The sequence below is a fragment of the Streptomyces sp. NPDC000134 genome (assembly GCF_042899225.1).
In the GTDB taxonomy this organism is placed as follows: Bacteria; Actinomycetota; Actinomycetes; order Streptomycetales; family Streptomycetaceae; genus Streptomyces.
Genome location: NZ_JBIAZN010000031.1, coordinates 16,214 through 29,389, shown reverse-complemented (window position 1 = coordinate 29,389; position 13,176 = coordinate 16,214). Strand labels below are relative to the sequence as shown.

General features: G+C 71.6%; 15 protein-coding genes. 4 read left to right on the top strand and 11 right to left on the bottom strand.

The window, feature by feature from the left end; genetic code table 11:
* Positions 1–179 precede the first annotated feature (179 nt).
* Positions 180–635: a type II toxin-antitoxin system PemK/MazF family toxin gene (locus ACFY32_RS32075; protein WP_359192567.1), complete on the top strand. Its 456-nt coding sequence runs from the start codon at positions 180–182 to the stop codon at positions 633–635.
* 13 nt (positions 636–648) lie between these two features.
* Here ACFY32_RS32075 and ACFY32_RS32070 read toward each other — a convergent pair whose 3' ends face one another.
* The 7 genes from ACFY32_RS32070 to clpS form a co-directional block, all read right to left on the bottom strand.
* Positions 649–1,599 (bottom strand): cysteine synthase, encoded by a 951-nt coding sequence (locus ACFY32_RS32070; RefSeq protein ID WP_359192570.1) that lies wholly within the window; start codon positions 1,597–1,599, stop codon positions 649–651.
* A gap of 5 nt (positions 1,600–1,604) precedes the next feature.
* Entirely contained in the window at positions 1,605–1,883 is a 279-nt protein-coding gene (locus ACFY32_RS32065) for a MoaD/ThiS family protein (protein WP_359192573.1), read from the bottom strand.
* A gap of 93 nt (positions 1,884–1,976) precedes the next feature.
* Positions 1,977–2,072, bottom strand: coding sequence for a winged helix-turn-helix domain-containing protein (locus ACFY32_RS32060; RefSeq protein WP_216825713.1), 96 nt, complete (start codon positions 2,070–2,072; stop codon positions 1,977–1,979).
* Between the two features lie 109 nt (positions 2,073–2,181).
* Positions 2,182–2,604, bottom strand: a complete 423-nt coding sequence (locus ACFY32_RS32055; protein WP_359192577.1) for a M67 family metallopeptidase — start codon at positions 2,602–2,604, stop codon at positions 2,182–2,184.
* A gap of 82 nt (positions 2,605–2,686) precedes the next feature.
* Positions 2,687–4,129, bottom strand: coding sequence for an amino acid permease (locus ACFY32_RS32050; RefSeq protein ID WP_359192580.1), 1,443 nt, complete (start codon positions 4,127–4,129; stop codon positions 2,687–2,689).
* Between the two features lie 312 nt (positions 4,130–4,441).
* Entirely contained in the window at positions 4,442–5,050 is a 609-nt protein-coding gene (locus ACFY32_RS32045) for a DUF2017 domain-containing protein (protein ID WP_359192583.1), read from the bottom strand.
* A 13-nt stretch (positions 5,051–5,063) separates the two neighbouring features.
* The gene (gene clpS, locus ACFY32_RS32040) at positions 5,064–5,381 is read right to left on the bottom strand and encodes an ATP-dependent Clp protease adapter ClpS (RefSeq protein ID WP_359192588.1); all 318 of its coding nucleotides are present in this window, start codon (positions 5,379–5,381) and stop codon (positions 5,064–5,066) included.
* Positions 5,382–5,470: 89 nt separating this feature from the next.
* On the opposite strand from clpS, the gene ACFY32_RS32035 reads away from it, so the two are divergent.
* The gene (locus ACFY32_RS32035; protein WP_390676146.1) at positions 5,471–6,865 is read left to right on the top strand and encodes a nicotinate phosphoribosyltransferase; all 1,395 of its coding nucleotides are present in this window, start codon (positions 5,471–5,473) and stop codon (positions 6,863–6,865) included.
* 139 nt (positions 6,866–7,004) lie between these two features.
* Entirely contained in the window at positions 7,005–7,592 is a 588-nt protein-coding gene (locus ACFY32_RS32030) for an isochorismatase family protein (protein ID WP_359192591.1), read from the top strand.
* Positions 7,593–7,655: 63 nt separating this feature from the next.
* Here ACFY32_RS32030 and ACFY32_RS32025 read toward each other — a convergent pair whose 3' ends face one another.
* Positions 7,656–7,991: a hypothetical protein gene (locus ACFY32_RS32025; protein WP_359192594.1), complete on the bottom strand. Its 336-nt coding sequence runs from the start codon at positions 7,989–7,991 to the stop codon at positions 7,656–7,658.
* A 120-nt stretch (positions 7,992–8,111) separates the two neighbouring features.
* A complete protein-coding gene (locus tag ACFY32_RS32020; RefSeq protein WP_390676145.1) occupies positions 8,112–10,469 on the bottom strand; it encodes an immune inhibitor A domain-containing protein in 2,358 nt (785 codons plus the stop codon).
* 407 nt (positions 10,470–10,876) lie between these two features.
* On the opposite strand from ACFY32_RS32020, the gene ACFY32_RS32015 reads away from it, so the two are divergent.
* Positions 10,877–11,161 (top strand): hypothetical protein, encoded by a 285-nt coding sequence (locus tag ACFY32_RS32015; protein WP_390676144.1) that lies wholly within the window; start codon positions 10,877–10,879, stop codon positions 11,159–11,161.
* Positions 11,162–11,177: 16 nt separating this feature from the next.
* Here the strand turns inward: ACFY32_RS32015 and ACFY32_RS32010 are convergent, their stop codons facing one another.
* Complete coding sequence (locus ACFY32_RS32010; protein WP_390676143.1) at positions 11,178–11,939, bottom strand: RDD family protein; 762 nt, start codon at positions 11,937–11,939, stop codon at positions 11,178–11,180.
* A gap of 86 nt (positions 11,940–12,025) precedes the next feature.
* On the bottom strand, positions 12,026–13,176 hold a 1,151-nt coding region (locus tag ACFY32_RS32005; RefSeq protein WP_390676142.1), incomplete at its 5' end, for an RDD family protein.

Genomic DNA, 13,176 nt, shown 5'->3' with positions numbered 1-13,176 from the left:
GGGGAGAGACGGGGGTCGTGCGGTCCGTCGAGCGTAAGGCGCGAAACCTCGGGTCGCTCCTCCGCCAGGGGCCGTTGTGGGCGAACTCACCTGTGGTGTCACCGGTTCGGCTGGAAGCGGGGCGTGTGGGGCCGGACCTGGGGCGCGCGGCGGGGTCGTGCGCCGGTAACGTCGCCGCTATGGACACGTCATGGTGGCTGGTGCTCGCGGCCGTGGTTCTGCTGGGGTTCGTCGCCACGCTCGTCGACGGGTGGGGCCGGGGGCGGCGCCCGGCCGGGCGGCGGCGTCCCCCGGGCCGGCCCGGGGAGCGGGGCGGGCGGGGGGCGCGGCCCCGGCCGGCGGAGATCTGGTGGGCGAACGTGCCGTACGAGGACACCGGCGGCGCGAAGGACCGGCCGTGTCTGGTGATCGCGGTGCGGGGGCGGCGGGTGACCGTCGTGAAGATCACCAGCCGGTACCGGGACGGCCGGTCGGGAGTGATCCCGCTGCCGCCGGGATCGGTCGGGGACGCGCGGGGGCGGGCGAGCTATCTGGAGACGCAGGAGCTGCGGGAGGTCCCGGTGCGGGAGTTCCGCCGCCGGGTGGGTGTGGTGGACCCGGTCCTGTGGGACCAGGTCCGTCACCTGGCGACGTAGCCGAGCGGGGCGGTCAGGCCCAGAGCTGGCCGTGCAGGGTCTCGATGGCCTCCTCGGTGGTGGCCGCGGTGTAGACGCCGGTGGAGAGGTACTTCCAGCCGCCGTCGGCGACCACGAAGACGACGTCCGCGCTCTCGCCGGCCTTGCGGGCCTTGGTGGCGACGCCGATCGCGGCGTGCAGGGCGGCGCCGGTGGAGACGCCCGCGAAGATGCCCTCCTGCTGGAGGAGTTCGCGGGTGCGGGTGACGGCGTCGGCGGAGCCGACCGAGAAGCGGGTGGTCAGCACGGAGGCGTCGTACAGCTCCGGGACGAAGCCCTCGTCGAGGTTGCGCAGGCCGTAGACGAGGTCGTCGTAGCGGGGCTCGGCGGCGACGATCCTGACGTCGGGCTTGTGCTCGCGCAGATAGCGGCCGACGCCCATGAGGGTGCCGGTGGTGCCGAGGCCGGCCACGAAGTGGGTGACGGAGGGCAGGTCGGCGAGGATCTCGGGGCCGGTGGTGGCGTAGTGGGCGCCGGCGTTGTCCGGGTTGCCGTACTGGTAGAGCATGACCCAGTCGGGGTGCTCGGCGGACAGTTCCTTCGCGACGCGCACCGCGGTGTTGGAGCCGCCCGCGGCCGGGGAGGAGATGATCTCGGCGCCCCACATGCCGAGCAGGTCACGGCGTTCCTGCGAGGTGTTCTCGGGCATCACGCAGACCATGCGGTAGCCCTTGAGCTTGGCGGCCATGGCGAGCGAGATGCCGGTGTTGCCGCTGGTCGGCTCCAGGATGGTGCAGCCCGGGGTGAGACGGCCGTCCTTCTCCGCCTGCTCGATCATGTGCAGGGCGGGGCGGTCCTTGACCGAGCCGGTGGGGTTGCGGTCCTCCAGCTTGGCCCAGATCGAGACGTCGGCGGAGGGCGACAGCCGCGGCAGGCGCACCAGGGGGGTGTTGCCCACCGCGGCCAGCGGGGAGTCGTAGCGCATGGATATCAGGCCATGCCGCCGGCGACGGCCGGCAGGATCGTGACGTTGTCGCCGTCGGAGAGCTTGGTGTTGATGCCGTCCAGGAAGCGGACGTCCTCGTCGTTGAGGTAGACGTTCACGAAGCGGCGCAACTGACCGCCGTCCACGATGCGGGCCTGGATGCCCGCGTGCCGGGCGTCGAGGTCGGCGAAGAGGTCGGCGAGGGTCTCACCACTGCCCTCCACCGCCTTCTGACCGTCGGTGTACTGGCGGAGGATGGTGGGGATGCGGACCTCGATGGCCATGGCTCAGGGCTCCTGTCGGAAGGTGTCGTGGGTTCTTCGGGCGCGCGGGACGCACGCCGCTGCGCACGGCGGTACGGCGGCGGGGCCGCGGGGTCAACAGATGGCGCTGGCGAGCCTGCACAGATCGACGTGCAGCCGCGCGACGAGCAGTGCGCCCGGCGTCTTGTCGCTCACGTCGTTCAGAACCATGGGCTCATCGTATCGATTCCCGGTCCGGGTTCTGGAAGGTGATCTCACCCTTCGGACGATGTTCATCCGCAGGACGAGACACGCCAGTACAGGGCCGCTTCCGTGAGCCTCAGTACGCCTCCACGACCTTCACTTCCTCCTCGGTGACCTCGCCCTCGACGATCCGGAAGGAGCGGAACTGGAAGTCGCCGGCGCCGTCGGTGTCGGCGGTGGAGACCAGCACGTAGTGGGCGCCGGGCTCGTTGGCGTAGGAGATGTCGGTGCGCGAGGGGTACGCCTCGGTGGCCGTGTGGGAGTGGTAGACGACCACGGGTTCCTCGTCGCGGTCGTCCATCTCGCGGTAGAGCCTGAGCAGGTCCTGGGAGTCGAACTCGTAGAAGGTCGGCGAGCGGGCGGCGTTCAGCATGGGGATGAACCGCTCGGGGCGGCCCGCGCCGACGGGTCCGGCGACCACGCCGCACGCCTCGTCGGGGTGGTCCTCGCGGGCGTGGGCGACGATCCGGTCGTACAGCTCCTGGGTGATGGTCAGCATGGACAGCAGGATAAGCAGAGGGGCCGTCCCGTACCGAGGGGTGGTACGGGACGGCCCACATGCCGGACAGCGGGCGGGCGGGTCAGCCGACCTTCTCGAACTCCGGCTCGCCGCCCAGCTCGCCCTCGTCCCGCCGGGTGACCTGCGGGTTGCGGCTCTTGAGCACGGCCCAGCCGATGCCGAGGGCGACCGCCCAGCCGGCCATCACGTACAGGCAGACGCGGGCGTCGGCGTCGTAGGCGATGATCCCGGTGACGAAGAGCAGGAAGGCGATGGCGATCCAGGAGCAGACCGAGCCGCCGGGCGCCGGGAAGGACGAGGCGGGCAGCTTGCCCGCGACGACCTTGCGGCGGTACATGACGTGGCTGATCAGGATCATCAGCCAGGTCCAGATACCGGCCGCGGTGGCGACCGAGGTGACGTAGCCGAACGCCTTCTCCGGGACGACGTAGTTCAGGACCACGCCGATGCCCATGAAGACCACCGAGACCGTGATGCCGAGGGCGGGGGTCTTGGTGGCGGAGAGCCTGCTGAAGACGCCCGGGGCCTCGCCGTTGTCCGCGAGGGTGCGCAGCATCCGGCCGGTGGAGTACATGCCGGAGTTGCAGGAGGACAGGGCGGCGGTGAGCACCACGAAGTTGACGATGGCGGCGCCGGCCGGGATGCCGATCTTCGAGAAGGCCGCGACGAAGGGCGAGACGCCGGGGGCGAACTCGGTCCACTTGACCACGCACAGGATGACGGTGAGGGCGCCGACGTAGAACAGCGCGATCCGCCAGGGCAGGGTGTTGATGGCCTTGGGGAGGGTCTTCTCCGGGTTCTCGGACTCGCCGGCGGTGACGCCGACCAGCTCGACGGCGAGGTAGGCGAACATCACGCCCTGGAGGGTCATCAGGGAGGAGCCGATGCCCTTGGGGAAGAAGCCGTCGAACTCCCAGAGGTTGGAGACGGCGGCGGTGTCGCCGGCCTGGCTGAAGCCGAAGGTGAGCACGCCGAGGCCGATCACGATCATGCCGATGATGGCGGTGACCTTGACCATCGAGAACCAGAACTCGATCTCGCCGAACAGCTTCACCGAGATCAGGTTGGCCACGAACAGCACGACCAGGAAGACCAGCGCGGAGATCCACTGCGGGATGTCCGGGAACCAGTAGTTGATGTAGATCGCGGCGGCGGTCAGCTCGGCCATGCCGGTGACCACCCACATCAGCCAGTACGTCCAGCCGGTGAAGTAACCGAAGAAGGGGCCGAGGAACTCGCGCGAGTACTCGGCGAAGGAACCCGACACGGGCCGGTAGAGCAGCAGCTCGCCCAGGGCCCGCATGATGAAGAAGATGATCACGCCGGCGAGGGCGTACATGACGATGAGGCTGGGTCCCGCCTTGGCGATGTTGGCCCCGGCGCCCAGGAAGAGCCCGACGCCGATCGCGCCGCCGATCGCGATCATCTGGACCTGGCGGCTGCCGAGCCCGCGCTCGTACCCCTCCTCAGGGGTGTTCGCCTTGTCGACCTGCGCAGAGGTCATGGTGGTGCGCCTTTCTCCATGCCGACCCGGGCCTTCGCTTCGGCCTCGGATCGGGTCTCGATCCCCCCGGATGATGGAGCGGTGCCTGGCCGGCGGTCCGCCGGCTCGGTGGCGCACCCGGTCGAACATTCGGGTGGTGTTCGTCCGGGCGGTCGAGAAGATTTACCACGGTCGCCCGGCGGATCACAGGGGGTCGATGTGACGCACATCACAGACAAAAAGGGATGAAAGGCGCCGGAAAGGGGCATACCGGTACGTCACTTTGACGCGATCGTTATCCGGATATGAGGCTCCGCTGAGCGGAGGGTGCCGTCACGGCATGAGGGTCGAGACCAGCGTCTCCTGGAGCCCGCCCAGCCAGAGGTACGCCATCACCATCGGCTTGCGCGGGTCCTCGTCGGGCAGCCGGTAGAGCAGGTCGGTGTCGTCCTCGTCGGCGATGTCCAGCCGGGAGCCGATCGCCAGGCGCAGGTCGTTCAGCGCGCCCAGCCACTGCCGGGACTCCCCGGCCGACAGCTCCAGCACCGCCCCGCCGTCCCCGGCGGCCCGGGACGCCAGCGCGTCCAGGGAGCGGACCACCGCCAGCGCGTTCTCCCGCTTGCCGGCCCTGAGGTCGTTCTCGGTGTAGCGGCGGAACTCCGCGGAGTGCGCCCGCTGCTCCTCCGCCTCCTTCGCCTGCGGGGTGCCCTCGGGGTCGATGTAGGCGTCCGGGAAGAGGCGCCTGAGGACCGGGTCGGAGGGCGGCTCGCTGGGCCCTTCGGCGAAGAGTTCGGCGAGCGGGTCGTCGGGCGCGTCCTCGGCGGGTCCCGGCCCGATCAGCTCCAGGAGCTGGACGGCCAGCGACCGGATGATGGAGATCTCGACGTCGTCGAGGGCGACGGCCGCGCCGCCGCCGGGGAGCGGTTCGAAGTGTCCTGGCATGGAGGCGATTCAGCTACTTCCGGTCCTGCTGGAGGGTGGCCCACAGACCGTAGCCGTGCATGGCCTGCACGTCGCGTTCCATCTCCTCGCGGCTGCCGCTGGAGACGACCGCACGGCCCTTGTGGTGGACGTCGAGCATGAGCTTGGTGGCCTTGTCCTTGGAGTAGCCGAAGTACGTCTGGAAGACGTACGCCACGTAGCTCATGAGGTTGACCGGGTCGTTGTGGACGATGGTGACCCAGGGGACGTCCGGCTCGGGCACGGCGAAGGTCTCCTCCGCCGACTCGGTGCGTTCGATCTCTACGGGAGCGGGTGACGTCACATCACCCATGCTGCCACCGCCAGGGGGCAGACGCACGAACGGGTCCGCCCGCGGCCCTAAATCGTCAGTTTGACGAAATGGGAGTACGATCACTGACCATGAACACAGCGGACCTTGGGCTGCCGGAAGAAGAAGGGCGCGGAGCGCTTCCCCAGGAGGGCGGCGGGCGACGGGTGGGCGTTCCCTCGACGGCGCTCTTCACCGACCAGTACGAGCTGACGATGCTGCGGGCCGCCCTGACCGGGGGCACGGCCGGACGGCGCAGCGTGTTCGAGGTCTTCACCCGGAGGCTGCCCGAGGGGCGGCGGTACGGGGTGGTGGCCGGCACCGGACGGGTGCTCGACGCGGTGGAGAACTTCCACTTCGACGCGGACGTCCTCGGCTTCCTGGGCGAACACGACATCGTCGACGAGCGGACCCTGGCCTGGCTCGCCGACTACCGCTTCGGCGGCGACATCTGGGGCTACCCCGAGGGCGAGGTGTACTTCCCGGGCTCGCCGATCATGCGGGTGGAGGGCAGCTTCGCCGAGTGCGTGCTGCTGGAGACCGTGATCCTGTCCATCCTCAACCACGACTCGGCGATCGCCGCGGCGGCCTCCCGGATGGCGTCCGCGGCCGGGGACCGCCCGCTGATCGAGATGGGCGCCCGCCGCACCCACGAGCTGGCCGCGGTCGCCGCCGCCCGCGCCGCCTACGTCGGCGGCTTCGCCACCACCTCCGACCTGGCCGCGGGCTTCCGCTACGGCATCCCCACCGTCGGCACCTCCGCGCACGCCTTCACCCTGCTGCACGACAGCGAGCGCGACGCCTTCCGCGCCCAGGTCGACTCCCTGGGCCGGGGCACGACCCTGCTGGTGGACACGTACGACGTCGCCGAGGCGGTCCGCACGGCCGTGGAGGTCGCCGGGCCGGGGCTCGGGGCGGTCCGGATCGACTCCGGCGACCTGCTGCTGGTCGCCCACCGGGTGCGGCAGCAGTTGGACGAGCTGGGCGCCACCGAGACGAAGATCGTCGTCACCTCGGACCTGGACGAGTACGCCATCGCCTCGCTCCGGGCGGCGCCGGTGGACGCCTACGGGGTCGGCACCCAGTTGGTGACCGGCTCCGGGCACCCGACCGCGTCCATGGTCTACAAGCTGGTCGCCCGCGCCGAGTCCGACGACCCCGGGGCGCCGCTGGTGCCGGTCGCCAAGAAGTCCAGCGGCGGCAAGACCTCGGTCGGCGGCCGCAAGTGGGCCGCGCGCCGCCTGGACGCGTACGGCGTCGCCGAGGCCGAGGTGGTCGGCACCGGGCCGGTCCCGGCCGACCTGGCCGACCGGCAGCTCCTGGTCGAGCTGGTCAAGGGCGGCGAGGTGGTCGCCCGCGAGCCGCTGGACGCGGCCCGGGACCGGCACGCCGCGGCCCGCGCGGGCCTGCCGCTGTCCGCGACCCAACTGTCGCGAGGGGAACCCGTCCTTCCGACGGAGTACGCGCACGGGGGCTCGGGTAGCTAAAGCTGGTGCGCAGCGATCCGGCCCCCCAGGGCCCCTCCCCCACCGGTCCCGCGGCCCATGGGCCCGGAGGTTCACCGGCCGGGCCCATACCCCTCGCTCCGCGAGACCTGTCCGACCCCATAGTCGAAGGACACCGACCATGCGCCGCGCCTTGATCGTCGTAGACGTGCAGAACGACTTCTGCGAGGGCGGGAGCCTCGCGGTCGCGGGGGGTGCCGACGTGGCCGCCGCCATCACGGAGCTGATCGGGCAGGCGCCCGCCGGCTACCGGCACGTGGTGGCCACCCGGGACCACCACATCGCGCCCGGCGGCCACTTCGCCGACAACCCCGACTACGTCCACTCCTGGCCCGCGCACTGCGTCGCCGGCACCGAGGGCGTGGGCTTCCACCCGAACTTCGCGCCCGCCGTCGCCTCCGGCGCGATCGACGGGGTGTTCAGCAAGGGGGCGTACTCGGCCGCGTACAGCGGGTTCGAGGGCGCCGACGAGAACGGCACCCGGCTGGCCGACTGGCTGCGCGCCCGGGAGGTCGACGAGATCGACGTCGTCGGCATCGCCACCGACCACTGCGTGCGGGCCACCGCGCTGGACGCCGTACGCGAGGGGTTCCGCACCCAGGTGCTGCTGGACCTGACCGCCGGGGTGGGCGCGGAGACCACCGAGCGGGCGCTGGAGGAGATGCGGGCGGCGGGCGTGGAGCTGTCCGGCAAGCCCGTGGTGCAGTAGCGCGCGGCTTCAGGTCCGCGGTGCGGGAGCGCCGCGTCAGGGCCGTGGTGCGGCGGCGGCGCGTCAGGTCTGTGCCGCGGGCCGTCCGAGCAGCGTACGGATCGGGTGCCACAGCTCCTGGACCAGCTCGGCGGCGCCGGCCGCCGGCGCGGTGCGCCATATCAGGCCGTCGGGGTGGTGCAGCACCGCCGTGATCTCGTCGGGGCTCGGCGGTGCGGCGTTGCCCCGCAGGTAGACGGCGCGCAGCCCGAGGTTGCGCAGCCTGGTCAGGGCGCGCGCCCGGTTGTGGGCGTGGACCAGGACGCGGACCGCCCCGGGTCCGGCGCCGGCGGGGCTGGGCAGGTTGAGGGCCACCACCACGGTGCCGTTCGGCAGCTTGCAGAAACCTCCTGCGGCCATGCGGTCATACCCCCGTGTCCACGAGTGTCAATAAGAGAGCCACAGGGCGCACCTAAACACGGATCGGCGGCGACCCGCCAGGGGGTCGCCGCCGATCACGCGCTGACCTGCGAAAACGTATTACCGCTTGGTCGCGGGGCCGACCTCCAGCTCGATGGTCGAGCCGTCCGCGGCCTCCTTGGTGATCTCGATCTCGGTGTTGGTGTCAGTGACCTCGACGCCGCCGGTCGGGTTCGACGGGTCGTAGTAGTCGCTGGTGTGGTCGTTGAAGACCGGCACGCCCTTGGAGGACGGGACCCGGACCGGGACGCCCGCCTTGTGCAGGGTCATGCCGTCGGTGCGGAACCGGCTGAACGGCGAGTCGTAGGACTGGAAGCGGTTGCGCATCAGGGTGCCGTCGGACCACTTCAGCGCGGTCGGGTGCGAGTCGACGGGCAGGACCAGGCCGGTGCCGGGGTGCTGGCTGGTGTTGTTGTCCTGCTGGGAGGTGTCCCACTTCCAGATCAGCAGACCGTTCTGGTACGCGTAGTGCTCCACCCAGTCCGGCCGGGTGGTGGAGAAGCCGAAGTTGTACGGGCCGGTCTTCAGCGTCTTGTCGTACGACACGTACTGCCGGTTCTCGGCGATGTAGTACTGCGCGTAGTCCTTGGTGAAGGACGCGCCGACCCGGGAGAAGCCGTCGGCCGTCCAGGCGGCGTCGACGCTCTCGGCGTCGTCGGCGAAGACGGTCGCGCCGTCGGCGGTCACCGTGATCTCGTCGGCCGCGAAGCCCTTCTGGGCCACGCCGCCGTCGGTCTGGTAGCGGAAGCGCAGGTCGATCTTCTTGCCCGCGTAGGCGTCCAGGGGGTACGCCAGCTCGCCGTAGGCGTCGGCGGTGCCGGTGAGGGCGGGCTTGTCGCTGCCGTCGCGAGCGATCGGCTGCCCGTCGAACGTGCCGTCCAGGGCGGTCCAGTTGGCGCCGCCGTCGGTGGACGCCTCGGCGTAGAGGTAGTCGTAGTTGGCCTCGATGTCGTACCAGCCGTCCAGGGTGAGGGCGGCCGACGACTTGCCGGTCAGGTCGACGGAACGGGTCAGGGTGTTGCGCAGGTCGTCGCCGCTGCCGCTCCACCACTGGGTCGCGCCCTGCGCGGGGGTGACGATCTCGGTGGTGACCGCCTTCTTCGGCAACTGGACGACCAGGCCCTGCTTGTGCTTGGTGTTGTACTCCGCCACGCCCAGCTTGTGCCAGGAGTCCACGCCCGCCTTGGCGGTGTCGTAGTTGAGCCAGCCGAGCTGGAGCTTGTCCCAGGCGTTCATGTCACCGGGCAGGTCGCCGATCTCGCCCCGGCCGGTGCCCAGCCAGGAACCGGAGGACATCAGCGTCCAGAAACCGGTGGAGTTGTCGCCGCCCGCGGTGTCGTAGTGGTCGGGCAGGCCGAGGTCGTGGCCGTACTCGTGGGCATAGACGCCCAGTCCGCCGTTCTCCGGCTGGATGGTGTAGTCGCCGACCCAGATGCCGGTGGCGCCGATCTGGGCGCCGCCGAGCCTGTTGCCGGCCGGGCCGGTGGCGCCGGCGTCGGTGCCGAAGGCGTACCAGCGGTGGGCCCAGATGGCGTCCTCGCCCTCGGCGCCGCCGCCCGCGGACTCGTCCTCGCCGGCGTGCACGATCTGGAAGTGGTCGATGTAGCCGTCGGGCTCGTTGAAGTCGCCGTCGCCGTCGAAGTCGTAGCGGTCCCACTGGTCGAACTCCGCGACGTCCGCCTTGATGTCGGCGTCCGTGCGGCCGGCCGCCTTCTGCTCGGCGACCCAGGCGTTCAGACCGTCGCCGACCACGTTCCAGACGCTGGAGCAGGTGCTGGACCCGCAGGCGTTGTTGCCGTAACGGGCCTCGTTGTAGGGGACCTTGACCCAGTCGGAGACCTCGCCGTCGACCGAGTAGCGGCCCGAGGACTGCTTCTCGTAGTACTTCTTGACCGACTCGGTGTCGTCACCGGTACCGAAATAGAGGTCCTCGTAGTGCTTCTGGTTGTAGTCCGCCTGCCAGGCCGTGGAGTTGTCCTTGGTCCGGTCCGGCGCGGCGATGGTGTTGTGCAGGGGGCCGGGGGTGCCGCCGTAGCGGCTGTCGGTCTTGTCGCCGAACTCCACCAGGATGGTGAAGATCTTGTCGGTCTTCTCGCGGCCGAGTTCGACGTACTTGCTGTCGCCCTTCTTGCCCTTGAGCTGGACGACCTTCGAGCCGTCGCGGTCCTTGACCGCGGCCTTGCCGGATATGACCTGGTTCAGCGCCTCTTCGCGCTGGGCGTCCTGGGTCCGGCTCAGCGGTCCGTCGAGGTCGTGGGCGTGGTTGTCCTTCGCCGCTCCCGGGTCGTGGCGGTCCACGGCACCCGGGCGGGCCGGCGAGTCGGCCTGCGCCGCGGTGGCGGTGGCGAGCGTGGCGGTGGCCGTGGCGAGCGCGACGACGGTGGCCGCCGCTCTGAACGTCCAGGGTCTGCTGGTCACTTGAGATCCTCCCCAGCGTCCGCGTACGCGGAAGGGGGGCCGGATGCTCTGCTGGTCCGCGGACGCGTGATCAACGCGTGTAGTCAAGTGACGTCATTTGACTAGAGGATCGCGGGAAAAGACAGACCTTGACTTGAACAGATCAAGTGCACTATGCGGAGCCGGTGTTCGCTTTACGGACGCTTGACCCGGCCGGGCGGGCGCGTGCCGCTGTCCGCTTTCTGGACGCCATGACTCCGTGCGCCCCCCGTGCACCAGCACTGTTGGTTAGGTCACGCTTACTATTTGTTCCCCTCGGGCATCCAGCCGATTAGAGTCGTTCGGCAGAACGCCCGGAAGTCGGCGGAAAGTCAGGCCGACCGCTCGTCTCACCCCCGAGATTCCCCCCTTCCGAGGACACGATGGCCATGCCCCGTCCGACCGTCGCACAGTTCGCCTACGGTTCCTGCACCGTGGTCCTCTCCACCGTCGTCATGCTGGCGCTCTCCCAGACCGCTTCGGGCGGGTGGATCGCCGTCATCGCCGTCGCCGCGCTCGCCCTCGGGCTGCTCGTCGCGATGACCGTCCCGTCGTCCAGGTCCCGTACGGTCGCCGTCCACCGGCCGTCGGCACTCCCGGCGGAGCAGCCGGTGCCGGTGTCCACCGGTACGGCCCGTTCCGGCGCGGACGCGGTACGGCAGCGCGCCGCCTGAGCGGTGACGCGGGCGGTCAACGGGTGCTGACCACCACCGTCTTGGCCGCCTTGTCGTGCAGGCCCTGCTTGTAGGGCCGGTCGAAGAAGCTCCAGCCGCCGCAGATGATCGTCCACACGCAGGCGCAGCAGAAGGCGAACGGCAGCCAGAGCACCGCCGCGCGGATCAGCGAGGTCTGCACGGAGGGCGTCGCGCCGTTGCCGAGGTCGGCGACCCGCAGGCCGAGCCACTTCTTGCCGAGCGTCTGGCCGGTCCGGCTGATCATGAAGGTGTCGTAGGCGATGTAGAGCAGGGCGGCGATCAGGGACTGCCAGAAGGACCGGCCGGTGTTGACCGTGTCGCCGTCGACCTCGTAGTTCGTGACGTTGAACGCCCAGCTCAGCAGCCAGACCACCAGGCCGACCAGGATCATGTCGATGATCCGCGCGAGCGTGCGCCGGCCGCTGTCGGCGAGCGGGGGCATCCCGGCGAGGGGGTCGCCGGGGGCGTTGCCGTAAGGTCCGCCGCCTCCGTAGGGACCGCCGCCTCCATAGGGTCCGCCGCCGCCTCCCTGGGGACCGCCGCCTCCGTAGGGTCCCCCTCCGCCGTAGGGTCCGCCGCCGCCGGGCGGGGGCGGGGAGCCGTACGGCGGGGGCTGGCCGCCCGCGGGCGGGGGCGGGGTGCCGTACGGGGAGCCGCTCCCGCCGCCCGCGCCGGTTCCGGGCGGCGGGGGCTGCTTCCTGAACGGGTCGTCTTCCGGCGGCTGCTGACCGGAGCCGGGGGGCGGTTCGCTGCTCATGGCCCGAGTCGACCGCGAACCCCCAGGCCGCGCATCCGGCGAGCGGCCGTCCGGGCTACGTTCCGCCCGCGCCGTTCGGCAGCCGGTCAGCCCGCGACGAACGTATGCGCGGCCTTGTCGTGCCAGCACTGGCGCCACGGGCGGTCGAACAGGCACCAGGCGACGCCCACCACGCCGACGGCCAGCAGGCCGGGGACGCTGTAGACCAGCCACCGGCGCAGGGCGGCGCCGAACGAGGGCGTCTCGTGCGCCTCGATGTCCCGGACCTCCAGGCCCAGCAGCTTCTTGCCGAGGGTGCGGCCCCATCTGGCGGTGGGCAGCGCGTCGTAGAGCACGCCGGTGAGCAGCAGGACGGCCAGGACGATGCCCAGGTAGGCGCCGGTGGTGCCGTCCAGCAGCCAGACGGTGACGGTCTCGCCGGAGAGCTTCGCCGCGTCGATCTTCCCGTTCACGTGGTCGAGCGCCTTCGTGCCGAGCGGTACGGCGGCCACGGCGGTGACGGCGCCCAGCACGAGGGTGTCCAGCAGCCTGGCGACGAACCGCCTGCCGAGCCCGGCGGGCCGCGCGGACGCCTGCCGGCGGGCGGCGGCCTGGAAGACGTCCTCGACGGGCGGCTTCCACGGGGCGACGGGCTGCTCCTCCCCGGCGGCGCCGGCGAGCCGGTGCACCTGCTGCGCCCAGGACGACTGCCCGCCGCCGGGGCCGGTGGTCAGGGGCGCGGGGGCGGCGGGCGCCGGAGCGGCGGGGTGCGGGATCGCGGGGTGCGGGATCGCGGGCGGGGCGGCCAGCGGCTGCGGGGCCGCCGACTGCGGGAGGGTGGCCTGCGGGGGCGCGGCCCGCGGGGGCACGGCGCCGGGGGCCTGCTGCGGGCCGGAGGGGGCCGGGACGGCCTCCGGCTGTACGGCGGCGGCGGCCTTTCCGGCGCCGAAGCCGGGGCCGGCGGGGGCGGTGGGGCCGAGGGGGGCGGCTGGGCCGGTCGGCGCGGCGGAAGCGGTGGCGGGCGCGGGCCCGGGGGCAGGGGCCGGGGAGGGAGCAGGCGCGGGCCCGGGGGCAGGGGCGGGCGCGGGGGCCGAGGGGTGAGCGGGCGCGGAAGCCGGGCCCTGAGCGGGCGCGGAAGCCGGAGCCTGAGCGGGCGCGGGAGCCGGAACCTGAGCGGGCGCGGAAGCCGGAACCTGAGCGGGCGCGGAAGCCGGAACCTGAGCGGGCGCGGAAGCCGGAACCTGAGCGGGCGCGGACG

Bases quoted from the DNA above. Each gene is read 5' to 3' on its own strand.
- ACFY32_RS32075 (WP_359192567.1), top strand. From the start codon at position 180: ATGGACACGTCATGGTGGCTGGTGCTCGCGGCCGTGGTTCTGCTGGGG.
- ACFY32_RS32070 (WP_359192570.1), bottom strand. From the start codon at position 1,599: ATGCGCTACGACTCCCCGCTGGCCGCGGTGGGCAACACCCCCCTGGTG.
- ACFY32_RS32065 (WP_359192573.1), bottom strand. From the start codon at position 1,883: ATGGCCATCGAGGTCCGCATCCCCACCATCCTCCGCCAGTACACCGAC.
- ACFY32_RS32060 (WP_216825713.1), bottom strand. From the start codon at position 2,072: ATGGTTCTGAACGACGTGAGCGACAAGACGCCGGGCGCACTGCTCGTC.
- ACFY32_RS32055 (WP_359192577.1), bottom strand. From the start codon at position 2,604: ATGCTGACCATCACCCAGGAGCTGTACGACCGGATCGTCGCCCACGCC.
- ACFY32_RS32050 (WP_359192580.1), bottom strand. From the start codon at position 4,129: ATGACCTCTGCGCAGGTCGACAAGGCGAACACCCCTGAGGAGGGGTAC.
- ACFY32_RS32045 (WP_359192583.1), bottom strand. From the start codon at position 5,050: ATGCCAGGACACTTCGAACCGCTCCCCGGCGGCGGCGCGGCCGTCGCC.
- clpS (WP_359192588.1), bottom strand. From the start codon at position 5,381: ATGGGTGATGTGACGTCACCCGCTCCCGTAGAGATCGAACGCACCGAG.
- ACFY32_RS32035 (WP_390676146.1), top strand. From the start codon at position 5,471: ATGAACACAGCGGACCTTGGGCTGCCGGAAGAAGAAGGGCGCGGAGCG.
- ACFY32_RS32030 (WP_359192591.1), top strand. From the start codon at position 7,005: ATGCGCCGCGCCTTGATCGTCGTAGACGTGCAGAACGACTTCTGCGAG.
- ACFY32_RS32025 (WP_359192594.1), bottom strand. From the start codon at position 7,991: ATGGCCGCAGGAGGTTTCTGCAAGCTGCCGAACGGCACCGTGGTGGTG.
- ACFY32_RS32015 (WP_390676144.1), top strand. From the start codon at position 10,877: ATGCCCCGTCCGACCGTCGCACAGTTCGCCTACGGTTCCTGCACCGTG.
- ACFY32_RS32010 (WP_390676143.1), bottom strand. From the start codon at position 11,939: ATGAGCAGCGAACCGCCCCCCGGCTCCGGTCAGCAGCCGCCGGAAGAC.